This is a genomic window from Nocardioides sp. W7 (assembly GCF_022919075.1).
GTDB lineage: Bacteria > Actinomycetota > Actinomycetes > Propionibacteriales > Nocardioidaceae > Nocardioides.
Map to the genome: position 1 here is coordinate 1082869 of NZ_CP095078.1, position 25734 is coordinate 1108602.

A 25734-nucleotide genomic window follows, 5' to 3' on the forward strand; every position below is an offset into this window, starting at 1 on the left:
CACGACAACAGGATGGTCAATCGTGGCCGTAGCTCGCCGTGTCCTCGCAGGACTCGTGGCGCTCATCGTGACTCTCGTCGGGGTGGCCGTCCTCTCGCCACCGGCGCCGGCCGCCGCTGACGACAACCTCGGCACCACGGCCGCCACGACCTGGCGCTACCTCGACACCGGGGTCGACCCGGCCGCTGGCCTGGCGGACCGTACGGACTGGTCCGACCCGGGCTTCGACGACTCGGCCTGGAAGAGCGCGAAAGGCTCGTTCGGGGCCAAGAACGGCGCGATCGGCGACCTCGGCGGTGGCTACACGCCGGCAACGCTCCTGACGCACTACTCATCGGGCACCACGTCGATCCCGGCGTACTTCTTCCGCACCCAGGTCACCGTCCCGGCCGGCGGACTCGCCGGCGTCGACGCGTTGACCGCCTCGCTCGTGTACGACGACGCGGCGACCGTCTACGTCAACGGCACCCGGGTCGCCGGTTTCGACGACACCGCCATCACGACCAACACGATGTACGGCGGCTCCAACGCCAGCACCCCGAAGGCGGTCGAGTTCACGATCCCAGCCGCGGCGTTCACCGAGGGCGTCAACACCGTCGGCGTCGAGCTGCACAACGGCCGGGCCTCCAGCTCCGACGTCTACCTCGACGTCAGCTCCCTCGCGCTCCCCGCGCCGACCGCGCCGACCGCGCCGACCGGGCCCGTGATCTCGACGGCCGACACCACCTGGCGCTTCCTCGACACCGGCACGGACCCCGCGGCCGGCCTGACTCCGCGCACGGCGTGGACCGCTCCGGCGTACGACGACTCGACGTGGAAGAGCGCCGTCGGCTCCTTCGGGGCCAAGAACGGCGCGATCTCCGACCTGGGCAACGACAGCACCCCGAGGACGCTGGTCAACCAGTACAAGAACGGCACCGCCTTCCCCGACATCGAGGCGCTCTTCTTCCGGACCAAGGTCGACGTCCCGGCCGCGGTGCTGGCCGAGGCCGGCTCCTTCGTCGGCACGATCAAGTACGACGACACCGCGACGGTCTACGTCAACGGCATCCGGGTCGCCGGCTTCCTGGACGGATCGGTCACCGCCAACCTGCAGTACGCCGGCAACTCCGGCGGCTCGCCGGTGTCCTCGCCGCTGACCATCCCCGCGAGCGCCTTCACCGCGGGCGAGAACACCGTCTCGGTCGAGATCCACCAGGACCGGACGACCAGCTCGGACATCTACTTCGACCTCGTCAGCCTCGAGGCCAGCGCGGACGAGGTGCCCGAGGTCCCGACCGACAGCGGCATCACCGACCTGATCCTCGGGATCGGCGCGAACGAGGCCCAGCGCAACGTCAACTGGTACAGCGCCACCACCGAGGCCCAGGTGGTCGAGCTGGTCGCCGCCGACCAGCTGGTCGGCGGCCAGTTCCCGGCCACCGGCGCCGCGACCTTCACCTCCACCCAGGGCCTCGCCGCCGAGCTGGGCAAGACCTGGCACAAGGCGACGCTCGCCGGGCTCGAGGCCACGACCGAGTACGCCTACCGGGTCGGCACCGGCACCACCTGGTCGCCGACCCACCGCTTCACGACGGGCGACTACGACAACGAGTTCGACTTCATCTACGTCGGCGACCCGCAGATCGGCTCCTCCGGCAACATCGCGAGCGACACCTCCGGCTGGAGCGACACCCTGGCGAAGGCCAAGATCCAGGTGCCCACCGCCGAGTGGCTGCTCTCGGCCGGCGACCAGGTCGATTCAGCCGGCAACGAGGACCAGTACGACGGCTTCCTCTCGCCGCACCAGGTCAAGGAGTGGGCGACCTCGCCGACCGTGGGCAACCACGAGGTCGGCAGCCGTACGGCGTACTACCAGCACTACAACGTGCCCAACTACGACGCCACGAGCGGCGACTACTGGTACACCTACGGCGACACGCTGTTCATGAACCTCGACTCCAACTTCAACACCGAGCCCCAGCGGGCCGCGCACGTCGCGTGGATGGAGGACGCGATCGAGCTGAACCCCGACGCCAAGTGGCAGGTCGTGGTCCAGCACCACGCGATGTACTCGTCGGGCCCGCACGCGACCGACAGCGACAACGTCACCCGGCGCGCGACCATGGCCGCACAGTTCCAGCGGCTCGGGGTCGACCTCGCACTCGCCGGGCACGACCACATCTACACGCGCAGTCACCCGATGGCCGGCAACACCCCGGTCCCCGAGACCGACGGCACGCCGGACACGATCCAGGCGGGCGAGGGCAGCGTCCTGTACATGACGGCGTCCTCGTCGTCGGGCAGCAAGTTCTACGGCGCCAGCAACGCCGGGCAGCCGTGGGTGGGGGTCTCGGCCCAGCCGAACGTCCCGCAGTTCACCCAGGTGTCGGTCAGCGACGCGTCGATCCGGCTGACCACCTACCGCGCCGACACCCTCGCGGTGGTCGACGAGGTGACGCTCGAGGCGCCGGAGGCACCGCAGCTCTCGGCGGTGACCGGCACGGTGGCGGGAGCCGGCGGGACACCGCTGTCCGGAGCCTGCGCCTACCTCTACGAGTCCCGGGGGTCCCCGGCGGCGTCGTACGCCTCGTGCACCGACGACTCGGGTGGGTTCGTGATCCCGGAGGTGGCGCCGGGGTCCTACGTGCTCGCCGTGGCGGATCCGTCGGGTGCGCACGAGACGTGGTGGTCGCCGGACCCGGTGGACGTGGACGGTGCGCAGGCGCCGGTGGCCGTGACCCTGCCGCGGGCCTCGGTGTCGGCATCGGGCGTGGTCAGCGACGGCGCGGGTGCGGTGGCGGACGCGTGCGTCTACCTGTACTCCTCGCCGCAGGCGTCGTCGGCGGCCTACGCGACCTGTGCGGACGCGTCGGGGTCGTGGTGGCTCGGGGGGATCGTGCCGGGTGACTACACGGTCGCGGTGGCGGACCCGTCGGGTGCGCACGACACCTGGTGGTCGGCAGGCCCGGTGGGCATCGACGGTGCGCAGGCGCCGCTCAGCACGGTGCTGGTCGCGGCCGACGGTGCGATCGCCGGTGCGGTGTCCGGCTCGGCCGGCGCACCGGTCGGTGGGGCGTGTGTGTACGTCTACGCGCCGGGTGCCACCGCGGGGGCGTCGTACGCCTCGTGTGCGCAGGCGGACGGCTCCTACTACGTGGGCGACGTGGCCACCGGTGACTGGGAGGTCGCGTTCTTCGACCCGAGCGCGACCTACGCCACGCAGTGGTGGACCGGCGCCGCGGGTGGCGCGTCCGACCGGACCGGTGCGGGCGAGGTCGGCGTCGGCCATGCCCTGGTCCCGAACGTCGACGCAGCCCTCACGCCCGTCGGCTGACCGACGTCTCTCCCGGTGGTCCGGGCGCGCCCGCGTCCGGACCACCGCGGCGGCCTGCCCGGCCGCCTCTCTCGGACCCTCACTCGGATCCACGGATGACCAATCACAGGAGAAGCGCGTGTTCACGCTGAGCAAGATCGCCGTCGGAGCGGGCCTCGTCGGCTCGCTGGTCGCCGGATCGTTCGTCCCGCTGCTGATCGCTGCCCCACCCGCCTCGGCGGCGCTGGACCTCGACGGCGAGGGCACCGCCCGCAGCCCCTACCAGATCGCGAACGTCGCCGACCTGGACCTGGTCGCCGACAGCATCAACGCCGACCCCGGGCAGTACGCCGGCCGGGCCTACCGCCTCACCGCCGACATCCCGTTCGCCGGCGCGACCTTCGAGGGCATCAACACCTTCACCGGCACCTTCGACGGCGCCGGGCACACCATCTCCGACATCGTGTACGGCGCGAGCCCGTCCGGGACGGGTCACGTCGGCTTCTTCCGCACCGTCACCGGCGCCGCCATCAAGAACCTCACGCTGGACGGCGTCACCGCCGACAACGGCACCGGCACCGGCTGGGTCTCCGGCCTCGCGGTGGTCGCGATCGACTCGATCCTCACCGGCAACGCCGTCGTCGACGCGACCCTGTCCGCGCCGAACGGCGAGAAGGTCGGTGGCCTCCTTGCGGAGCTGCAGGCCGGCACCGTCTCGGACAACTTCGTCAGCGGCTCCATCACCGCGGCCAAGCTGCCCGGCGGCATCGCGTCCTACGCGAAGAACACCTACATGTTCAGCAACAACCTGACCGACGCCGACCTGACCGCGGTCACCCCCGGCGGGGCGAACGGCACCCGGGGCGTCGACGCGGCCTACGTCCTCGCCTACCCGGGCACCCCGAGCACCGGCACGCTCACCGGCAACGTCGCGCTCAACGGCTCGATCACCTACACCGGCAAGGTCGACGGGTTCGCCGGCCGGATCGCCGGCTACACGGGCCTCACCGGCTGGACGGCGTCGAACAACCTCGCCGACGGGGCGATCACCGTCGGCGGCACCACCGTCACCGGGCCGGGCACGGCCAACCAGCACGGCACCGGCAAGACCACCGCGGAGCTCGCCCAGCAGGCCACCTACACCGCGCTCGGCTGGGACTTCTCCAGCTCGTGGCGCTGGGACGCGACCCGCCAGCACCCGATGCCGGCCTACGCCGCCTCGCTGTTCGGCAGCGGCACGGAGGTCGCGCCGTTCGAGATCTCCTCGGCCGAGGACCTCGAGTTCCTCGCCGCGCAGCTGACGGCGGGCACCGCGAAGTACACCGGTGCGAAGTACTACGTCCTCACCGGCGACCTCGACTTCGCCGGACGCGCCGCCTGGCAGGGCATCAACACCTTCAGCGGGTTCCTCGACGGCGCCGGTCACACGGTGGCCAACCTGACCTACGCCGCGCGCGGGACCGACACCTCGCTCGGCCTGATCCGCACTCTCGCCGGCGGCGTGGTCGAGAACCTGACCCTGCGCGGCGTGACCGCCAACAACGGCACCGTCAACGCGGCGGTCGCGGGCATCGCGGTCGTCGCCAACGCGGGTGCCCGGATCGAGGGCAACTCGGTCCTCGGCGCGACCCTCACCGCGAACAGCACCGAGCGGGCGTTCGGCATCGCCGGCGAGGCCCAGAACAACGTCACGATCATCAACAACTGGGTCGACGCGACCGCGTCCGCCAAGGGCTTCGCCGGCGGTGTCGTGGGGTACTTCCGGTACGGCGTGACCGTCAAGAACAACCTGGTCCAGGGCAGCTACTCGTCCGCCACCGCAGGCGGCACGGCCGGCACCCGCGGGGTCGACCCGGCTCTGGTCGCCGCCTACCCGGGCACCTTCACCGCGGGCAACCCGGCGAGCACCGTGACCGGCAACGTGGCCCTGTCCGGCTCGGTCGGCTACTCCGGCAAGGTCGACGGGTTCGCCGGCCGGATCGTCGGCTACACCGGCTACCCCGGTTGGTCGGCGTCGAACAACCTCGCCAACCAGGCGATCACCATCGGCGGCGCGACCGTCACCGGGCCGGGCACCGCCAACCAGCACGGCACCGACAAGACCGCGGCGGAGCTGGCCCAGCAGGCGACGTACGAGGCCATCGGCTGGGACTTCGCGAGCTCCTGGCGCTGGGACGCCACCCTCGGCCACCCGGTCCCGAAGTACGTCACCGCCGCTGAGGTGCCCAACCGGATCACCACGACCTTCCACGGCGACCCGAGCACCCGGCGCGCGTTCACCTGGTACTCCGACACCACGGCCACCGATGTCGTGGCCCGGCTCAGCACCGACCGGGAGTTCCCCGAGGGCGCGGCCACGGTCGACGTGGTCGCCGCGGCCGAGTCGAGCGAGGACGGCGAGCAGCTCTTCCGGGTCGTCGCCGAGGGCCTGACGCCCGGCCAGACCTACTACTACCGGCTCGGCAGCGTCAGCGAGCAGCTGTGGAGCACGACGGGCACCTTCGTCACCCCGACCGGCGACGACGAGGACTTCACCTTCATCGACCTCACCGACACCCAGGCCACCTCGCTCGCCGAGGCCCAGCTCTCGGCGTCGACGATGGCCAAGTCGCTGCGGGCGGTGCCCGAGGCCGAGTTCATGATGCACACCGGTGACATCGTCGAGCACGGTGACGTGGAGCAGGAGTGGTCCGACCTCCTCGGCGCGGCCGCCGGGACGCTCACCTCGACCACACTGGCACCGGCCTCGGGCAACCACGACGCGGCCACCAACGCCTTCAGCGACCACTTCACGCTCGACACCCCGAACGGGCAGTCGACCGCGACCGGCGCGTACTACTCGTACGACTACAACAACGCCCACTTCATGGTACTCAACACCAATGAGAGCGCCGCGCAGGGCATCTCGGCCGCCCAGCTCGCCTGGCTCGAGGCCGACGCCCGCGCCGCCAAGGCCGCCGGCGCGGACTGGCTGATCCTCAGCCTGCACAAGGGCCTCTACACCCCGGCCACCCACCTGGACGACGCGGACGTGATGGCGATGCGCGACGTGCTGGTCCCGGTCATCGACGAGGTCGGCATCGACCTGGTGCTCCAGGGCCACGACCACGTGATCAGCCGCACCGAGGTGCTGGCCAGCGACCCGCAGGGCGTCGAGGGGGCGCGGGTCGTCGAGACGTCGCGCTTCACCGAGACGGTCAACGGCAAGCGCATCGAGTACGTCGTCGACCCGGACGGCACGATCTACTACCTGCCCGGCACCGCCGGCGCCAAGCACTACGACCAGGCGACCGCGCCCGGTGGCGGGATCGACCTGGAGGCCTACCTCGGCCTGTTCGACCGGCTCCCCGACCCCGCCGCGGACCGCGAGACGTTCCTGTCGGTGCGGGTCACCCCCGACCGGCTCACCGTCGAGCAGTACGACATCCGCGGCGGCACCAGCCCGCGCCTGTTCGAGGGCTTCGGCATCGACCGGCAGCTCTCGCCGGTCGACGACCGGCTCGCCGCGCTGCCGGCGCCGGGCGAGATCACCCTGGACGACGCGGCCGCCGTCGCGGACGCCCGCGCCGTCGTGGCCGCGCTGACGATCGGTCAGCAGGAGGCGCTCGAGCACGGCCCCAAGCTGACGAACATCGAGCGCCGTCTGCGCGAGCTCCAGGGCCTGGTCTCGGCCGACGGCAGCGTGGTCGCGTGGGCCGACCCCGCGGCGTCGACGCGCCAGCAGGTCACGGTCCGCAACACGACGCGGACGCCGTTCTCCGACGTACCCGTGCAGGTGCGGCTGACGGACACGGCGAACGTGACCTCCGACCAGCTCGCGTTCTTCGGCGCTGACGGCGCACCGCTGCCCTTCGAGGTCGAGACCTGGCAGCCGGGTGGCACGTCGGTGGTCTGGGTCAAGGTGCCCGCCCTCGCGAAGCAGTCCGCCACGGTCCTCTGGGCCTACTTCGGCGGCGGGTCCGCCACCAACGATCCGGCGGCGGTCTGGAGCGACGGCTACTCGCTGGTCGACCACATGACCGGCCAGACCACCGGGGGCGGGCAGCGGCCCGACTCCACGGGCCTGGCGACCGGCACCCTGCGCGGCGGTGCGCTCGCCGCCTCGGTGTCGAGCCGCGGCACGTCCGAGACCCGCTTCGACGCCTCCCGCCTCGAGTACCCGGGCAACATCGGCGGGGACTACGACAAGCTCACGGTGAGCGGTCTCTACACGTTCACGGCCGCCGACGTCGCCCAGTTCTCCGGGACCGCACCGGTCATCGCCAAGGAGAGCGCGATCGGCACCGACGGTGCCGGTGCGTTCGCGCAGGCCGTCCGCACCGACAACAAGGTCACCCTCGTCCTGAAGGGCAACAGCTACGAGTTCGCCGACGTCGACAGCCTCCAGCAGTTCGCCCTGCCCGCTGACGGCCGGCCGCACCTGGTCACCCAGACCTACGACGGCATGACCTACTCGGTCTTCATCGACGGCCGCGAGGTCTACAGCAACTTCCTGGAGTACCGGACGACCTACGGCGACCCGCGCGTGCTGACCACCATCGGCGACCGCTACCGCAGCGACGGGGCGCTGGCCTCGCCGTTCCACGGCCTGATCGACGAGGTCCAGATCACGGGCACCGCCTTCACCCCGGAGTTCGAGTCGTTCCGCCACGCCAACCTGCTCGGCGACGCGGTCCAGCTGGGCGACCGGGTCGCCCGCAGCGAGGAGCAGGTCACCCTGGTCATCGGGACGCCGACCGCGGGCACCGCGACCGAGGCCGGCCTGGTCGACGTGGCGGGCAGCGTCAGCCGGCGCTCCGTGATCACCGCCTCGATCGGCGGCGTGGACGTCTGGAGCGACCGGGTGGACGCCGGCCTGTTCGAGGTGAAGGTCCCGGTCAACGTCACCGGCAACACCTCGGTCACGTTCACCGCGACCGCCGTCGTTGACCAGGACGACACCTCGGAGCCGGTCACCGTGGGGCTGAAGGTCACCGACTCGGCGGCGCCGAACGCGCCACTGGTCAGCGACGACTCCGCCACGCCCGGCGTCCGCAAGGTGACTCTCGAGGCCACTCCGCAGGCCGACGACCGCGAGCAGGTCGAGGCCCGCTTCTTCGCCGGCGAGGTCATCGACCCCGATGGCGGCGGCGTGGTCGTGCGGACCGGCACCACCACCGACCGGGTGCCCACGGCGCTCACGCCGAGCAGCGGCCAGGTCGACGCCGAGGTGCGGCCGACGACGGTGGGGGACAACCGCAACCCCTTCCAGATCTACGAGCTGTCCCTCACCCCGGAGCAGGCGGCCGAGGACCGGTTCCATTTCACCTGGCAGGGGAACGCCGACGACCGCCGGGTCTCGGCGTGGGTCTGGGACGCCGTGGCCGGGGCGTGGATCCTCAAGGACGACACCTCCAGCGCCGCGGGGTCCTCGGTGGCCCTCGACGTCGACGCCCTCGCGAGCGAGCACGCCGTCGCCGACGGCAAGGTGCGGGTCCTCATCTGGCGCGGCCTGACGACCCTGCCGTGGGGCAGCGGCCACGACTTCACCCAGCCGCCCGAGGGCGCCGACTTCGACTGGGGCCTCGACCACGTCGGCGACACCCAGCTCTACACCCAGGCGACGCCGAACCGCCTCGAGCACCAGCTGGAGTACGTCGTCGACGCGAAGGACGACCGCAAGACGCAGTTGATGGTGCAGGCGGGCGACTGGGTCAACCGCGAGTACTACAGCCAGGAGTACCAGTGGCAGGACGCCGAGGCGGCGATGAATCACGTCGAGGAGGCCGGACTGCCCTACCTCATCTCCTGGGGCAACCACGACTACTCCAACGAGCGCAACGGCCGGGTGATGCTGCCGCGCTACTACCCGATGTCGCGCTTCGAGGCGAGCCTCGAGGGCAGTCCCTGGTCCTTCGGGGGCAGCAACGGGATCGACAACTACTACTACCTGGGTGAGATCTCGGGGGCCAAGCTGCTGGTCCTGACGGTCGGCAACTTCTCGGCCGACAACGCGTCCGACGCCGGCATCGTCTGGGCCAAGCAGGTCATCGCCTCGCACCCCGACCACACGGTGATCCTCGCGACCCACAACGTGGTCGGTGGCGGCACCAACAGCTGGACCAACAGCACGGTCACCACCCAGCTGATCGCGCCGTACGACAACGTGCGTCTGGTGCTCGGCGGCCACATCGCCGGCACCGGGATCGCCACGTCGACCAACGTCGCCGGGCGTCGGGTGTACGGCGTGCTGACCGACTACCAGGGCCGGGTGTACGGCGGCCAGGAGTTCATGAAGCACATCGGCGTGGACGCCGAGAACGGGCTCCTCTACTTCAACACCTTCTCCCCGATGCTGGAGGCCCGCGAGTCCAGCGGCGGCCACCACCAGACGGTCTCGGAGGGCGCGGTGCCGGGCTTCCACGGCTCGGACACCGAGAACTACGTGGTCGAGCTCGACCTCGGCAGTCACACCACCCGGTCGCTGGCCACCGAGGAGATCACCTTCTCCGCGGGTGGCCCGGTCCAGGTGGGCGAGACCCAGCAGCTGGTCGGCGCCGAGACGGCCAGCGTCGTCCTCGACGTCGAGCCCGGGGTCGCCCAGGAGTGGTACGCCGAGGTCCTCGACGGCGCCGGTCACACCACGCGCAGCCGGACCAGCGTGATCTCGGTCGGGGCACCGGAGCCGCAGTTCACAGCGGTGACGGGCTCGGTGTCCGGTCCGGGCGGCCCGGTGGCGGGCGCCTGCGCCTACCTGTACCGGGCGCGGGACGCGGCGGCGGCGTCGTACGCGTCGTGCACGGATGCGTCGGGCGGGTTCGTGATCCCGGACGTCGCCCTCGGGTCGTACGTGCTGGCGGTGGCGGACCCGAGCGGTGCGCACGAGACGTGGTGGTCGCCGGAGCCGGTGGTCGTGGACGGCGCGCAGGGCGCGGTGCCGGTGACCCTGACGCGCGGCTCGGTGTCGGCGTCGGGTGTGGTGAGCGACGGTGCGGGTGTGGTCGCCGACGCCTGCGTCTACCTCTACGCCTCGCCCGAAGCATCGTCGGCCGCCTACGCGACCTGCGTGGACGCCACGGGCTCGTGGTGGCTGGGTGGGATCGCTGCCGGCGACTACACGGTCGCGGTGGCGGATCCGTCGGGTGCCCACGACACCTGGTGGTCGACCGGGCCGGTGAGCATCGACGGTGCCCAGGCTCCGTTGCTGGTGCAGCTGGTCGCGGCGCGCGGCGCGGTCGCGGGTGTCGTGACCGGGTCGGCCGGCGCGCCGGTCGGCGGAGCGTGCGCCTACGTCTACGCGCCGGGGGTGACGGCGTCCGCGTCGTACGCGTCGTGCGCGCAGGCTGACGGGTCCTACTACGTGGACGAGGTCGCCTCCGGGGACTGGCAGGTCGCGTTCTTCGACCCGTCGGCGACCTACGCGACCCAGTGGTGGACCGGTGCCGCGGGTGGTGCGGCGGACCGGGCCGGTGCGGGTGTCGTCGGGGTCGACCACGCACTGGTGCCGGGCATCGATGCGGCGCTGACCCCGGTCGGCTGAGGTCGTTCCCCGAGCGTTCACCTCGGGACGGGCGGGTGCTCGCCGGCCCGCCCGGTCCCGCCGGTTCGATGGCTCCGGTCCGTCGGACCGGTCGGACCGGATCGACCGCACCATCCTTATGATCGGAGACACCCGCATGCCCCGCCCCATCCGCACCGGCGCGCTCGCGCCCGTCCTCGTCGCCGTCCTCTGGCTCGCCGGCTGCTCCGCCGACACCGACGAGGCGGCCGAGCGGAGAGCGGAGGTCGGCGGCTCCTCGGCCGCGGCCACCGGGTCGGCCGACCCGACCACCTCGGGTGAGGTCGAGGGCGACGGTGCGGGTGTGCCGGGTGCGGACGACGTCCCGACCGAGGGGACGGTCGACGACGCCGTCACCGAAGGTGGTGCCACAGGTGGTGCTGACGGCGACGCCGGCGGGACCGGCACGAACAACGGGGCGGCCGGTGGCGCCGACGGGGTCCCGAGCGACGGGGCCCCTGCGGACGGGCCCGCGGTCGACGACCCGAGCTCGCCGTACGTCGCCGCCGCCGCGGCGGTGGCCACGCGAAGCCGTGATCAGGTCCTCCAGCTGCACGCCATGTCGGTCGCCACGGACCCGTCGGCGGACTTCCCGAAGGACCAGGTGGCCGGCCTGGGCGACCTCATCGTGCGCGACCTGGACACCCTGCTCCGGGCGGCCACCATGGCGGTTCCGCCCGCGGGCTCCCCGGCAGCTGAGCTGGTCGCCGCGCTGGAGTCCTACCGTTCACTCGCCGGCACGATCGGGGAGTGGCAGGCGGGCAGCGGTCTGCTGCCGGACAGCTTCTTCCGACGACTCGGGACCACCGACGACCAGTGGCGAGCGGCGCTCCGCGACCTCGGCGAGCTGACCGGGGAGAACCTGCTGAAGAACATGCCGCCCCTGGCCGTCCCCTGATCCGGGTCGAGCACATGAGGTTCCCAGAGATCGCCAAGGCCCTCGAGGGGCGCATCCGGCGGGGCGAGTACGTCGCCGGGCGCATCCTCCCGAGCGAGACTGCGCTGGCGGCCGAGTTCGGGGTCGCGCGCGGGACCGTGCGTCGTGCCCTCGAGGAGGTCGAGCAGCGCCAGCAGGCCGTCTCGCGGCGAGGGGTCCGCTGGCTGGTCGTCGATGTTCGTCGGCCGCGCCGCTACGACGGCGTGCGACCGTTCGTCATGTGGGCGCTGGCGGCGGGGTACGAGCCGTCGGCCCGCACGGTCGACATGGAACGCGTGCAGGCCACGGGTCCCGAGACGCAGGCGCTCGGCCTGCCGCACCAGTCGCGGGTGGTGCGCATCGTCCGGTCGGTCGAGCTCGACGGGCGTCCGGTCGGCGTGCTGCGGGCGACCTTCCCGCTCTGGCTCGCGGACCTCGTCCAGTCGGCGCCCCCCGACACCCGGTCGGTGGTCGATCACGTCGTCAAGCGGGGCGGGGTGGAACCGGGGACGGCCGAGTCCCGGATCAGCGCCGGCCCGGCCGACACCCGCGACGCCCAGCTGCTCGGCGTACCCCGCACCGCACCGCTGATTCAGGTCCACCGCACGGCTCGCAGCGCCGACGGACAGCCCTACGAGCACAGCGAGGGCCGGTTCCACCCCGACGAGGTCACCGTCACGCTGACCTAACGTTCCCCCGAGACGACCGTCGCCTCCACGTCGGCGTCGGCGGTCGTCACCAGGTCACGGTGGTCAGCGCCTGAGCGACGCTCGTGTCGATCAGCGCCGCAGCGACGATCGTGATGACGACGGTCCGGGTCCGGCCTCGTCCACCGGACCGCCGAACAGGCAGTAGTCGCCCGGAGAGCCATCGCCTCCGCTCGGCCCGCCCCCGAGTGGGGGCTATTGCCTGTCTGACCGCACCACCGGGCCGGTGACCGGGCAGCCGAGCGCGCGCCGGTCCCATGGGAGGGCTCCGGTCGTTGACGTGACGACAGTCACCCCCCTAATGTGAGGCGATCTCTTATGTGAAACGATTCACAGTCAGGACGACATGACTCTCCACTCCCGTGGCCTTCTCGCCGCTGCCCTGGTCGCCTCGGCCGCCCTGGTGTCAGGCGCGCTCACCGCCGTCGCGACGCCCCTTCCGGCCGCCTCCGCTGCCGCCCCGGCTCCCGTCGAGCTGACCTCGCTGGAGGTGGAGAAGAAGGTCGAGCCGATCGGCATCGATCTCGACCACCCCCGGTTCTCGTGGGTCATCCGGTCCGGTGCCCGGGCCGTCACCCAGGAGAGCTACCGGCTCCGGGTCGCGACCGCGGACGAGGGTCTGGGCGGCGACCTCACCTGGGACAGCGGCGTACAGGCCTCGGCAGAGTCCGCGCAGGTCGCGTACGACGGTCCGGCGCTCGAGTCGGCGACCGGCTACGTGTGGGACGTCGACGTCGTGACCTCCGTCGGCTCCGCGTCGGCCACCTCGAGCTTCCGCACCGGGCTGCGGTCCGCGGGCGACTGGGCGGGGGCGACCTGGATCGGCAACGAGCGTCCGGCCCGCGCCACGAAGGTCACCCTCGACGGCGCGTCCTGGATCCACTCGCCCTACACCGGCCCCAACACGCCGCCGGGATATCTGCGTGAAACGTTCACGATCGACCCCGCCAAGGAGGTCGCCTCGGCCGAGCTGGTGATGGCCGGGGACCTGGGCTTCTCCGCGTTCCTCAACGGCCAGCAGGTCGCCTCCGGCGCCTCGGTCGCGGACGCCTGGAAGAAGGCCTCGCGGGTGGCCGTGACCCCGAAGTCCGGCGAGAACCTGTTGGCCGTCCGGCTCAACAACACCGCCAAGGCCTACGCGGCCGTGGTTGGCAAGCTCGTCGTGCGCTACGCCGACGGCACGAGCGAGGAGTTCGTCTCCGACGGCACCTGGCGCGCGAGCACCTCGGCCAACCCCGGCTGGCACCTGGCCGGCTACGACACCACGGGCTGGGTCGCCGCGGCCGCGCGGGCGACGTACGGCGGCTCCCCCTGGGGCAACCAGGTGGTCGTCCCGGCCGCCGCCGCCCCGGACGTCGCGATGAACCTCGACACCTCCTCCTGGATCATCCCGAACATCGGCGCTCCCAGCGGCGCCAACCCGATCCCCACCACGCTCTTCCGCCGCACCGTCGAGGTCGACGACCGAGACGTCGCCTGGGCCCAGCTGTCCATCACCGGCGACCAGGTCTTCACGGCGTACTGGAACGGCCAGCAGGTCGCCGCCAACACCGCCGCCAACGACGAGTGGCAGCGGGCCCGCACCGTCAACCTCCCGACGGTCCCCGGCACCAACGTGCTCGCCGTCCGGCTGCAGACCCCCGGCAACAGCCAGTACGGCGGGGTCCTCGGTCGGGTGCGGATCGGCTACGCCGACGGCACCGGCGAGGACGTCGTCACCGACGCGGGCACCGACGCCCTGGCGATCGGCAACGCCACCGCGCCCGAGGGCTGGACCACCGCCGGCTTCGACGACTCGGCCTGGACCCCGGCCCGTGCGCAGGCGCTCTACCGCGGCTGGGTCTACGGCGACCGTGTCACCGTCCCCCAGGTCGCGAACGGCGCGGAGTCCCTCAGCCTGGAGGGTGCCCGCTGGATCTGGACGCCCGAGGCGACCAGCCCGGTCGCGCCCGCCGAGGACCGCGCCTTCCGCACCACCCGGACCTCTCCGGCAGGCAAGGAGGCCGTCTCGGCCGACGTGCTCATCACCGCCGACGACTCCTTCCGGCTCCACGTCAACGGCACCTTCATCGGCAACACCGAGGGCGCGACCAACGAGTGGCAGCAGGCCCACCTCTACACCGTCGAGCTCGAGCCCGACCGCAACGTGTTCGCGGTGCGCACCACCAACGGCCCCGGCTCGGCCGCCGGCCTGATCGCCGCCATCCGGGTGCACTACGCCGACGGCAGCAGCGACGTCCTCACCACCGACCCGAGCTGGAAGGCGACCAAGGAGATCCCGGCCGCCTGGGCCGACCCGTCGTACGACGACAGCGCCTGGGGCACCGCCGTCGCGCAGGCGGTGTACGGCGGCGCGCCGTGGAACCGCGGCGTGAAGGACCCCAAGCCCGAGGCGGCTCCGGCGCCACTGCTGCGCAAGGAGTTCGCGGTCGACGACGAGGTCGCCAACGCGACGGTCTACGTGGCGGCGGGCGGCTACGCCGACGTCACCCTCAACGGTGACCCGATCAGCGCCGACGTGCTCTCGCCCGGCTTCACCGACTACGACGACACCGTGCAGTACGTCGCCACCGACGTCACCGACCAGCTCGACGACGGCGCCAACGCCCTCGGCCTCGAGCTCGGGCGCGGCTTCTACGGCATGACCGGCGGGAACGTCTGGAACTGGCAGAACCCGCCGTGGCACGACGAGCCGGCCGCCCGCGCCGTCCTCGAGATCGAGTACGCCGACGGCAGCGTCGACCACGTCGTCACCGACGACAGCTGGACCATCCACGACGGCCCGACCCGCTTCGACGACCTCTACGGCGGCGAGACGTACGACGCCAACCGGGTGCAGACCGGCTTCGACACCGCCGGGTTCGACGACAGCTCGTGGGCCGCGGCCAGCGAGGTCGCCGGTCCGAAGGGCGTGCTGGTCAACCAGCGCCAGCAGCCGATCCGGGTCACCGAGACCCTCCCGGCCAGCGAGATCAGCGAGCCGGTCGACGGCACCTACGTCGTGAAGTTCCCGCGGATGCTCGCGGGCTGGGTCCAGGTCACCGCGCAGGGACCGGCCGGCACCACGATCCGCTACCAGGCCGGCGAGAAGCTGCGCGCCTCCGGGCTGGTGAACGTCGACAACAACGGCGGGTTCGCCTCCGGCTTCCAGACCGACCGGTTCACCCTCGCCGGCACCGGCGAGCCCGAGACGTGGGAGCCGCAGTTCTCCTACAAGGGCTTCCAGTACATCCAGGTCACCGGCTGGCCCGGCGACCAGGCGCCGCCGCTGAGCGCGTTCACCGCGAAGGCGGTGCACACCGACGCCGAGCGCACCGGCTCCTTCGAGAGCTCCAGCGCCACCATGAACGCGACCCACGAGGCGGTCGTCGACACGCTGGCCAACAACCTGCACGGCATCCCGACCGACACCCCCATGTTCGAGAAGAACGGGTGGACCGGCGACGCCGCCGTCGGCGCCGAGATGTTCATGATGAACATGGACACCCACGAGCTGTTCGCCAAGTGGATGCGCGACCTGCACGAGAGTCGCGAGCTCAACGGGCGCCCGTACGTCATCGCCCCGAGCTCCGCCGACTGGGGGGCGTGGGGCATCGCCCCGGCCTGGCACTCGGCCTACGTGATGATCCCGTGGTGGCTCTACCAGTACGGCAGCGACGACCAGGTGCTGCGCGAGCAGTACGACGGGATGAAGAAGTACGTCGACCTGGAGTTCACCACCGCCGGCAACGGCATCGTCAAGAACGTCCGCCTGGGTGACTGGGTCAGCCCCGAGGCCAGCCCCGCGGGCGGCAATGCGCCCGAGGACACCCGGGTCTCGGGCACGGCGTACCTCTACACGATGCTCACCTCGATGGCGCGCAGCGCCGAGCACCTCGGCAAGACCGCGGACGCGGCGCAGTTCCGGGAGCGGGCCGTCGTGGTCAAGGACGCCTTCAACGCGACCTTCCTCGACCAGGCCAAGGGCTACTACCGGGGCACGGGCGACCGCGGCTACCGCCAGACGCACAACGTGCTGGCGCTGGCCTTCGACCTGGCGCCCGACGCCGCGACCGCGGACCGGGTGGCGGCGAGCATCGTCGCCGACGTGCGGGACCGGGACGGGCACCTCAACACCGGCGTCCTCGGCACCAAGTACCTGCTGCCGGTCCTCACCGAGCACGGGTACGCCGACGTCGCCTACGAGCTGGCCGTGCAGACGACGTACCCCAGCTGGGGCTACATGATCGAGGAGGGCGCCACCTCCATGTGGGAGCACTGGTCGACCGACGCGCGCTCCTACGGCCACTACTTCCTCGGCACCGTGGACGACTGGTTCTACCACTACACCGCCGGCATCCGGCCGTCGGCCGAGACCGGCTTCCGCGACGTCACGATCGCACCCGCGGTCACCGGTGACCTCGACTGGGCGCGGGCCACGGTGGACACGCCGTACGGTCCGGTGACCTCGGACTGGCGCCACGAGGACGACGAGCTCGTGCTCCAGGTCGACGTCCCGGTCGGCGCGACCGGGCACGTCGAGGTCCCCGCCGAGAACGCCGGGTCGGTCAGCGAGGGCGGCGTCCTCGCGGTCAAGGCCGAGGGCGTCGAGGAGACGTCGTACGCCGACGGCACCCTCTCCCTGACGGTCGGCTCCGGTCACTACGAGTTCCGCGTCGACGCCGAGCTCGCCGGCTTCGGGCGGGTCCTGGACCGGCTCGACGCCACCCGCGACCGGGCCGACGCCCACCACGACGCCGGCGACCTCGACGGGTCCGACCACACCACCCTGGTGGACGGTCTCGGCGCGGTCCGCGACGACGTGGCGGCCGCGGCCGAGGCCTCCCTGGCCGGCGACGAGTCCGTGACCGAGCGCCTCGACGAGGCGCTCGCCGACGTGCGGGAGCTGCGCACCCGGACGGCGGACTCGGAGATCGACGGTCCCGTCCGCGACGACCTGGTGCGACACCTCGACCGCGTGGTGGCGGCCCTGGAGGCGCTGCTGTCCCAGCGGCTCGGCGTCGTGGCGGTCGTGCCGCCGCTCGCCGAGGCCGTGCTGTCCGGCGACGTGGTCGAGGGCTCGGTCACGGTCACCAACACCGGGACGACCGCGATCACCGGCCTGCGGGCCGAGGTGACCGTGGGCGACTGGCCGGTCGACGGGTCCGCCCTGGTGCTCGACTCGCTTGCGGCCGGGACGACCACCACGCTGCCGTTTACCGCGACGGTCCCGACCGACGCGGCGCTCGGCGAGCAGTCCGCGACCGTGGCGCTGACCTACCGCAGCGGGGACGAGGGCCGCTCGACCACCGGCACCGGGCCCTGGGCCACGGTGACCAGCGGACTCGAGGTGACCTCCGTCGAGGTCGCCGACGAGACCCCGGAGGCCCCGGGTCGCCGGACGGTCACCGCGACGATCGCCAACACCGGCTCCGTCCCGATCACGGGGCGGGTCGAGCTGACCGCCCCGCAGGGCTGGCCGACGACCGTGCCCTCGGACCCGGTCACCGTGCCTGCGGGTGGGTCGGTCCAGGTCCAGGTGCCGATGCTGCTCGGGCACCGCGTCGTCGCGACGTCGTACGACGTCACCGCGGCGTTCGTGCGCGGCACCGACACGATGGCCGAGGGAACCGGCTCCCTGGCGGTGGTCGTGCCCACGCCGCCGACCGACGCGATCGACCACGTCGACTTCGGCGAGGCGGGCTCGGAGACGGCCCACGCGGTGCAGGCGGCCCCGAACAGCGGGACCAGCCCGGAGGCGGGCCTGACCCGTCGCTACGCGCACTCGCTGTACCCGGGCTCGTGGTACTCCGCGGCGGTCGAGGTGAACCCGGACGAGCCGTTCGCGCTCCGACTGATCGAGACCTTCGACAAGGCCACGACCAAGGAGTTCAACCTGTACGTCGACGACGTGCTGGTCGGTCGCTACGACATCACCCGGACCCAGAACAGCGTGGGCTGGATGGCTCACGAGCTCCTGGTCGACGCCCCCGCGGCAGTCGCGGCCACGGCGGACGGGACGGTGCGGCTGAAGTTCGAGTTCCCGACCGACGCCACGGCGTACGACCCCTCGATCGCCGACGTGTGGGTGCTGCCCGGTCTCGACGACCAGGCGCCGCTCGGGTCGGTGCGCGTGGACAGCGCCCACCCGGGCCGCGACGGCTGGTTCCGCGGTCCGGCCGAGGTCGCGGTGCTGGCCACCGACGACCGGGCCGGGACGCTCGACGTCCAGGTCGGCGCGACCGCCGGCTGGCAGGCCTACACCGGGCCCGTCCCGGTCGCCGGCGACGGCGAGCACCGGGTCGACTACCGGGTCCGCGACCTCGCGGGCAACTCCAGCGGCGCGCGCTCGACGACGGTCCGCATCGACGGCACCGCGCCGACGACGGTCATCGAGCTCGCCGGCACGCCGCGCGACGACCGGGCCTCGGTCCGGCTGGTGGCCGGCGACGCGACCAGCGGGGTCGCCTCGACCAGCTACCGGGTCGACGGCGGCGCGTGGGCCACGGCGGGTGCGGAGCCCGTCGCGGTCGTCGGGTACGGCGAGCACGTGGTCGAGGCGTTCTCGACCGACGTCGCCGGCAACACCGAGGTGCTGCGCCGGACGGTGGTGACCCTCGTCGAGGACGAGACGGTCGCCGCGGTGGTCGCCCCGCAGGTCACCGGCACCGAGGTGGTCGGCGAGACGCTCCGGGCGAGCACCGGCTCGTGGAACCGGACCGACCTGGCCTTCGCCTTCCAGTGGCTGCGCGACGACCGGCCCGTGGCCGGCGCCACGGCGGCGACGTATCGACTGGGTGCGGCGGACCTCGGGTCCCGGCTCTCGGTGCGCGTGACCGGCACCCGCGACAACGGGGCCTCCGGCACCGCGATCTCCGGGCGCAGTGGTCTGGTGACGAAGGCGAGCTCCCGGGTCGCCCTCCGGGTCGGCAAGCGCGTGGTGCGCTCGGGCAAGGCGGTGCGGATCCGGATCGCGGTCAGCTCGCCGTCGACGACGCCGGACGGCCGGGTGACCCTGCGGATCGACGGTCGCACGGTGCGGACCGTGCGGCTGTCCGACGGGCGGGCCGACGTCCGCCTGGTGCTGCGCGGCAGAGGCACCCACCGGGTGCAGGCCGTCTACACCGGATCGGCCGGTGTGCAGGGCAGCAGCTCGTCCCGGGTGAAGGTCCGGGTGCGCTGAGCGTCACGGGCGGGTGCCGGGTCGACGACCCGGCACCTGCCCGACCCGTCGACACGGTGCAGGTCGTGGAGACGGGTCATCCAGCCGACGGTCGGTCGGGGACCTCGCGGTCTTCGAGCAGCGCCACCAGCTCGTTGCGCAGGGCCGAGGCCTCGGTGCGGGTGCTGAGCTCGGAGACGATCAGCAGGCCGAGGGCGACGAACCAGAGCAGGACCGCGCTCACCACGCACAGCGCGAGGGGGCCGGCCCCGCCGTCGGTGACGCCCACCACCACCGCTGCCGCCGTCATCAGCACGGCAGCCGCGACGAACACGTAGTTGAAGAGGTTCGCCGAACCGAAGTGCACGTGGCCCTCGATGCGGGTGCCGCGGCTCGTCGCGGTCAGTACGCCGCGCAGCATCGGGGTGGGCGAGCGGCTCTCCCGGAACTGCGCCCGGATGCGCTCCCCGTCGACCCGGACGTACTCGCGGCCGAAGAGCCGGTTGCCGCGGTACCGGCTCGCGACGCGCGCGACGTCCTCCGGGGTCCGGTCGCGCACGGTGAAGCGGATGGGCGTCTTTCCGGGCATGAGGACATTCTGGCCGTGCCGGTGTCGACCTGGTCAGCCGACCAGGGCCGTCAGACAGGCAATCCCCGTCTCGGGAGCCATCGCCCACGCTCAGCCCGTCCTCGGCTGGGGACTATCGCCTGTCTGACCGCACCACCGACCGGGGAGCCTGATCAGGCAGTGGACCCCCCGTCGTCTTGCTGGACGAGCCGACGACGTTCCTGGACATCACTCCCCAGGACGGAGCCGTAGTCGCCGAGGGAGGCGCTGACCCGCGCCACCTGCGCGGAGTCGGTCCACGTGTGGATCTCGACGACCCGACCCTGGGCGACGGTGAACGCCATGATGCTGAACGGCTCGCCGTGGAGCGTGACGAGCACCCCGGTGAGATCGTCGACCCGGACGGGGTGGACGACCCGCTCGGGGTGGGCGTACCTGAGGGCGTTCCCGGCGACGGACTCCGCGCCGCGGTAGGTCACCACGCCGCGGAGCGCACCGTGATCGGCATGCACCACGACGTCGGGGGCCAGCACCCCGAGCAGCCGCGGGAGGTCGCCGTCGCGCGCGGCGGCGAAGAAGGCGTCGACGACCTCGCGCCGGCGTACCGGGTCGTGCTGGGCCGGGTCGTGCTGGACCTGATCGTGCTGGGCCGGGGACGCCGACCCGCTGACCCGGCGCCGCGCGCGACTGGCCAGCTGGCGGGTCGCCGCGGGCGAGCGCTCCAGGACCGGCGCGATGTCGTCGAACGGTACGGCGAACAGGTCGTGCAGCACGAAGGCGATCCGTTCGGCAGGGGAGAGCTGGTCGAGCACCACCAGCAGCGCGAGCCCGACCGAGTCGGCCAGCAGTGCCTGGTGCTCCGGCTGCTGCGGCTGACGCGCGTCGTCGGGGGTGAGCATCGGCTCCGGCAGGCGCTCGACCCGCTCCTCGAGGGACTCCTCGCGACGGGTGGAGCGGGAGCGCAGGGTGTTCAGCGCGATCCGGGCGACGACCGTCGTCAGCCAGCCCCCGAGGTTGTCGACCTCCGCGGTGTCGGTGCGGTGCAGCCGCAGCCACGCCTCCTGGACGGCGTCCTCCGCGTCGCCGGCCGAGCCCAGGACGCGGTAGGCGACGGCTCGCAGGTGCGGGCGGTGTGCCTCGAACTGCCGGGTGAGGTCGAGGTCGTCGTCCACGTGGTGTCCTTTCGAAAACGGGTCTCCCCGGAGTGACCCGCCGCGGGAGCCGAATGTGACACCGGCACAGAAGTCTCGGTTCCCCGTCACACATCCTGCCCGGCGCGGGTCAGGGATCTCGACAGCTTCCAACGAATGAGGAGACCGAGATGACCTTCGAACCCCGCATGGCCAACCCCGCGTTCGTCCTGCCCGAGGCCTTCCGTGGCATCGGCAGCCTGATCGCCGCGATCGGCACGGGCGGTGTGCCCACGAGCACCCTGGAGCTGGTCGCCCTGCGAGCCAGTCAGATCAACGGCTGCAGCCCGTGCGTCCAGAGTCACCTGGAGGCGCTCCAGGCCGAGGGCGAGTCCGTCGACCGGATCGTCGGCGTGGGCGCGTGGGCCGAGTCGCCGTACTACGACGAGGCCGAGCGCGCCGCCCTCGCCCTCACCGACGAGCTGACCCGGGTGGCCGACCGCAACGGCGCGGTGCCGGACGAGCTGTGGCGCGAGGTCACGCGGCACTACGACGAGCGGCAGGTCTCCGCGCTGATCCTGCAGATCGGGCTGCTCAACCTGTTCAACCGGATCAACGTGACCGTCCGTGAGCGTGCCGATCGGCCCAGCTGGAAGCAGTCGGCCTGACCGTCCGGTACGACGGCGGACGGACGGGAGCCCCGCCTACTGGATGCCCATCGCGAGGTTGACCCGGTCCTCGGGCCGGATCAGGTGACTGTGGTCGTCCAGCCCCAGGTCGAGGTAGCGCAGGACGACGACGGCGCGCTGGCGCCGGGGCAGGTGCCCGATCGCGTTCCAGAGGTCCTGCCCCTCGGCAACGGCGAGCTCCGTGCCAGCGGGATCCGGCCGTTGCGGTGGCTGCTCGGTCGGGGCCTCGCGAGTCCAGCGCCGGCGCCACCAGGACGCGGACGTGGGCACCATGATCCTGCGGACGTACGCCTCCGGGTCGTCGATGCGCCGCCAGGCGAACCAGGCCTTGGTGAGCGCCGTCTGCACGAGGTCCTCGGCCAGCCCCTCGTCCTGCGTCAGCAGGTACGCCGACCGCACGAGAGCCTGGGACCGCGCCACGACGAACTCGTCGAACTGCGTCTCGTCTGCCATACGACCACGACCCTCGGGCCCCGGTGCCGGGCGGTTTGCCGGCATCCCTACCAAGACGCGTCCGTGGCACGAAATGGTTGCCCGACCCCAGGATCCCCGATTCGCCGCCGCCTCGACCATCCCGTCGGTCACGAGGCAGACGGCGCACGAGCGCTGCCTCGACCTCTCCGCGGCGCGCTCGGAGCTTCGCGGTTCCTGACGTGCGGCTCGGCCGTGGATTCGGTCAGCCGAGGGTGGGGTAACTACCCGTCGGTACGGCGTCGCCGCGCCACGACTCCGGGAGGTCCCATGACCACGTCTCGTCCCCGCTCCCTCCGCTCGGCCCTGGTCGGTGCGGCCGCCGTACTGGTGCTGGCGCTGGGCACGGCTCCCGCCGTGGCCGGCACCCCCGGCGCCGTGGTCACCGGCAGCGACCCGATCGACTACGTCGCCCTCGGAGACTCCTACAGCGCCGGTCCGCTGGTGCCGGCACAGCGGCTCGACCCGCTCGGCTGCCTGCGCTCGACCAACAACTACCCGGCGTTCCTGGCCGGGTACTTCGGCGTGCGCAGCTACGTCGACGTCACCTGCTCGGGCGCGCAGACCGCCGATCTGGACAAGCGCCGCCAGACGACGATCGTGCCGGGGCCCAGTCCGGCCCCGCAGCTCGAGGTCCTCAACGCCGAGACCGACCTCGTGACGCTCGGCATCGGTGGCAACGACCGGAAGCTGTTCGGCTCGATGATCGAGGTCTGCGAGGCCGTGGCCGAGCTCGACCCGAAGGGCGCCCCGTGCCGCCGCCACTTCACCAACCGCAAGGGTGTCGACACCAAGCTCCGAGACGCCACCAAGATCCAGGCGAACGTCGGCCGGGTGCTGCGCGCCGTCGCGCGCCGCGCCCCCGCGGCCGAGGTGTACGTCGTGGGCTACCCGCGGCTGCTGCCGCAGCGCGGCACCTGCAAGGCCGTCGAGTTCGCTGGCGGTGACTACCGCTGGGGGAACCGCATCGAGCAGCGTCTCAACCGCTCGCTGCGTCGCGCCGCAGTCAAGAACGGGGCGACCTACCTCAATCTCTACCCGGCCTCCCGCGGCCACGACGCCTGCGCCGGGAGCGAGGCCTGGATCAACGGCAGCACCCTCAAGCCGCTCCGCGCGGCGAACTTCCACCCGTTCCTGCGGGGGATGCGGGGCGCCGCCCAGGAGATCTACCGCCAGCTCACCGGTGGCGGGACCGCCCCGGGTCACGCGGTCGCCCAGCCGCCGATCGGCTCGACGCTTCGCTCGGAGGCGACCCCGCCGGGGATCGCGACCGAGTCCTGGCGCACCTGGCTGGCCGAGCAGTCCCGCGGAGCTCGCTGAGGCCTACTGGGGAGCCCAGGCGAGATGACGTACGGCGTCCTCCGCTGCGGCGAGCGACGTCCCGGCCGGGAGCACCAGGAGCGCGACCGGGCTGGCGGTGGACTGCTTGGGGTCGAAGGTCCGGTGCACGATCGCCAGCGCGCCGGTGATCTCCCGCTCGGGGTCGCCGCACTCGCCCCGCAGCCAGCGGCGGAGCACCCGGTTGTGGGCGGCGACGACGGCGGCCGCGGTCACCTCGGCCTGCAGGTCGGCCGCCTCGCCGCCGTCGCCCCAGCGACCCAGGTGGTGGCGGAAGAGGCGCTGGTAGCGAGCGCTGCTGACGAGCTCGCGCTCGCGGAGCGTCGTGACGGCCGACGTGAGGCGGTAGCGCTCGCGGGCCCGCTCGCCCTCCGCGACGTAGTGGAACAGGACGATCTTGACGGCGTCGATGACGGCCGCGAGGGCGGAGTCCTCCTGGGAGGACTGCAGCCGGGACTCGACGCGAGCGAGGAGCTCGTCGTGGTCGGGAAAGATGACCGCCTCCTTCGACCCGAAGGAGCGGAAGAACGTGCTGCGGCTGACGCCCGCGGCGCTCGCGATGTCCTCGACCGAGGTGGCGTCGTACCCCTGGCGGGCGAAGAGCGTGAAGGCGGCGTCGGTGATGACGTCGTGCGGTGACGGTGCGGCCACAGGTCCTCCGGGCTCAACTTCGGTCGTGTTGCTCTGGACATCATGCCCGCTGAGACATAGTCTCGAAATGTGACACTCAGTTCCGTGATGGCCGACGTGAGTCCGAAGCGGCACCCCGACCGGCGAGCGCCGGCCGCCCCCGCCCCCGCCCGGACCTGGATATCGGTCGCTCCCCACCTTCAGCCTCGGCACGTGGGGGACCGGGCGCCCTGGGGCGTCGTGCACGCCGGTCTCAGCGGATCGACGAAGACCGCGTGCGGACTCCCGCGGACGACCTGGTTCGTCTTCTGGCACCTGCCCTTCGACGGACGCAAGCCGGAGGCGTGCCGGCCCTGCGCCCACCGCCTCGCGGAGCTGAGCCGGCGAGACGCGGACTGATCCCCGGGCGCCGTCAGCCCGACCCGTCGGCGACCTCGGCGACCAGCTCCGCCACCCGGGCGACGGCGACGCCGGGGTCCGGGCGGTGGGCGAGGGCGAGCGGGACCTCCTTGGCCGGCCCGGCGAGCGGGACGTAGGCGACGCCGTCGAGGCGCAGGGCACGGACCGAGGCCGGGACCAGGCCGACCCCGAGCCCGGCGGCCACGAAGACGACGAGGGTGCCGGTCTCGCCGACCTCGATCAGGTCCGGCTCCAGCCCGGCCCGTCGGAAGACGTCGAGCACCTGCGGCTGCATGGACGAGCGGTGGCCCGAGGGGTGGGTGACGACCGGCTCGCCGGCGAGGTCGGCGACCTCGACCGCGGCCGCCCCGGCGAGCGGGTGGTGGGCGGGCAGCACCGCCACCAGGGGCTCGGTCCGCAGCTGCCGCAGGACGACGCCGTCGGGGGCACCCGGCCCGGGGCGCAGCACCGCGAGGTCCAGGTCTCCTGCGACCAGCGCGTCGAGGAGGGCGGGCCCGAGCAGCTCGCCCTTCAGCTCCAGGTGGATCTCGGGCAGCTCGGCCCGCACCCGGCGTGCGACCTGCGGCAGGACGTCGTACGTCGCGGTCCCGACGAAGCCGAGCCGTACGGTGCCGGCCAGCCCCGCGGCCAACGCCTCCAGGTCGCCGGTGGTGCGGTCCACCTCGGCGAGCAGCCGGCGGGCCCGGGTCTGGAGCAGTCGGCCCGCCTCGGTCAGGTCGACCCGACGCGTGGACCGGTCGAGCAGCGTGACCCCCAGCTCGTGCTCGAGGCGGCGCAGCTGCTGGGACAGTGCCGGCTGGGCGACGTGCAACCGGGCGGCCGCCCGCCCGAAGTGGCGCTCCTCGGCGAGCACGACGAACGAGCGCAGGTGCCTGATCTCCATCGTCGGATT

13 protein-coding genes are annotated in these 25734 nt (G+C 72.5%); 8 read left to right on the top strand and 5 right to left on the bottom strand.

The window, feature by feature from the left end:
- Positions 1-22: 22 nt before the first annotated feature.
- The 5 genes from MUB56_RS05235 (at position 23) to MUB56_RS05255 (ending at position 19617) form a co-directional block, all read left to right on the top strand.
- Entirely contained in the window at positions 23-3316 is a 3294-nt protein-coding gene (locus tag MUB56_RS05235; protein ID WP_244930847.1) for a metallophosphoesterase family protein, read from the top strand.
- Between the two features lie 118 nt (positions 3317-3434).
- Positions 3435-10814, top strand: a complete 7380-nt coding sequence (locus MUB56_RS05240; RefSeq protein WP_244930848.1) for a DUF2341 domain-containing protein — start codon at positions 3435-3437, stop codon at positions 10812-10814.
- Between the two features lie 136 nt (positions 10815-10950).
- Complete coding sequence (locus MUB56_RS05245) at positions 10951-11730, top strand: hypothetical protein (protein WP_244930849.1); 780 nt, start codon at positions 10951-10953, stop codon at positions 11728-11730.
- 14 nt (positions 11731-11744) lie between these two features.
- Positions 11745-12437: a GntR family transcriptional regulator gene (locus MUB56_RS05250; protein ID WP_244930850.1), complete on the top strand. Its 693-nt coding sequence runs from the start codon at positions 11745-11747 to the stop codon at positions 12435-12437.
- Between the two features lie 364 nt (positions 12438-12801).
- A complete protein-coding gene (locus MUB56_RS05255; protein WP_244930851.1) occupies positions 12802-19617 on the top strand; it encodes a family 78 glycoside hydrolase catalytic domain in 6816 nt (2271 codons plus the stop codon).
- 76 nt (positions 19618-19693) lie between these two features.
- Here the strand turns inward: MUB56_RS05255 and MUB56_RS05260 are convergent, their stop codons facing one another.
- Both MUB56_RS05260 and MUB56_RS05265 read right to left on the bottom strand, forming a co-directional pair.
- Positions 19694-20185, bottom strand: coding sequence for a hypothetical protein (locus MUB56_RS05260; protein WP_244930852.1), 492 nt, complete (start codon positions 20183-20185; stop codon positions 19694-19696).
- Between the two features lie 152 nt (positions 20186-20337).
- Positions 20338-21336 carry a sigma-70 family RNA polymerase sigma factor gene (locus MUB56_RS05265; RefSeq protein ID WP_244930853.1) on the bottom strand — a complete coding sequence of 333 codons (999 nt, stop codon included), beginning with the start codon at positions 21334-21336 and terminating at the stop codon, positions 20338-20340.
- Between the two features lie 149 nt (positions 21337-21485).
- Between MUB56_RS05265 and MUB56_RS05270 the strand changes: the two genes are divergently transcribed.
- A complete protein-coding gene (locus tag MUB56_RS05270; protein WP_244930854.1) occupies positions 21486-21962 on the top strand; it encodes a carboxymuconolactone decarboxylase family protein in 477 nt (158 codons plus the stop codon).
- A gap of 36 nt (positions 21963-21998) precedes the next feature.
- Here the strand turns inward: MUB56_RS05270 and MUB56_RS05275 are convergent, their stop codons facing one another.
- Positions 21999-22436 carry a SigE family RNA polymerase sigma factor gene (locus MUB56_RS05275; RefSeq protein WP_244930855.1) on the bottom strand — a complete coding sequence of 146 codons (438 nt, stop codon included), beginning with the start codon at positions 22434-22436 and terminating at the stop codon, positions 21999-22001.
- A gap of 288 nt (positions 22437-22724) precedes the next feature.
- On the opposite strand from MUB56_RS05275, the gene MUB56_RS05280 reads away from it, so the two are divergent.
- Positions 22725-23774 carry an SGNH/GDSL hydrolase family protein gene (locus tag MUB56_RS05280; RefSeq protein WP_244930856.1) on the top strand — a complete coding sequence of 350 codons (1050 nt, stop codon included), beginning with the start codon at positions 22725-22727 and terminating at the stop codon, positions 23772-23774.
- Between the two features lie 3 nt (positions 23775-23777).
- On the opposite strand, the gene MUB56_RS05285 is transcribed toward MUB56_RS05280, so the two are convergent.
- Positions 23778-24443 (bottom strand): TetR/AcrR family transcriptional regulator, encoded by a 666-nt coding sequence (locus MUB56_RS05285; RefSeq protein ID WP_244930857.1) that lies wholly within the window; start codon positions 24441-24443, stop codon positions 23778-23780.
- A 69-nt stretch (positions 24444-24512) separates the two neighbouring features.
- On the opposite strand from MUB56_RS05285, the gene MUB56_RS05290 reads away from it, so the two are divergent.
- Positions 24513-24821, top strand: coding sequence for a hypothetical protein (locus tag MUB56_RS05290; protein WP_244930858.1), 309 nt, complete (start codon positions 24513-24515; stop codon positions 24819-24821).
- A gap of 13 nt (positions 24822-24834) precedes the next feature.
- Here MUB56_RS05290 and MUB56_RS05295 read toward each other — a convergent pair whose 3' ends face one another.
- On the bottom strand, positions 24835-25725 hold the full coding sequence (locus MUB56_RS05295) for a LysR substrate-binding domain-containing protein (RefSeq protein ID WP_244930859.1): 891 nt from the start codon (positions 25723-25725) through the stop codon (positions 24835-24837).
- Positions 25726-25734: the final 9 nt, after the last annotated feature.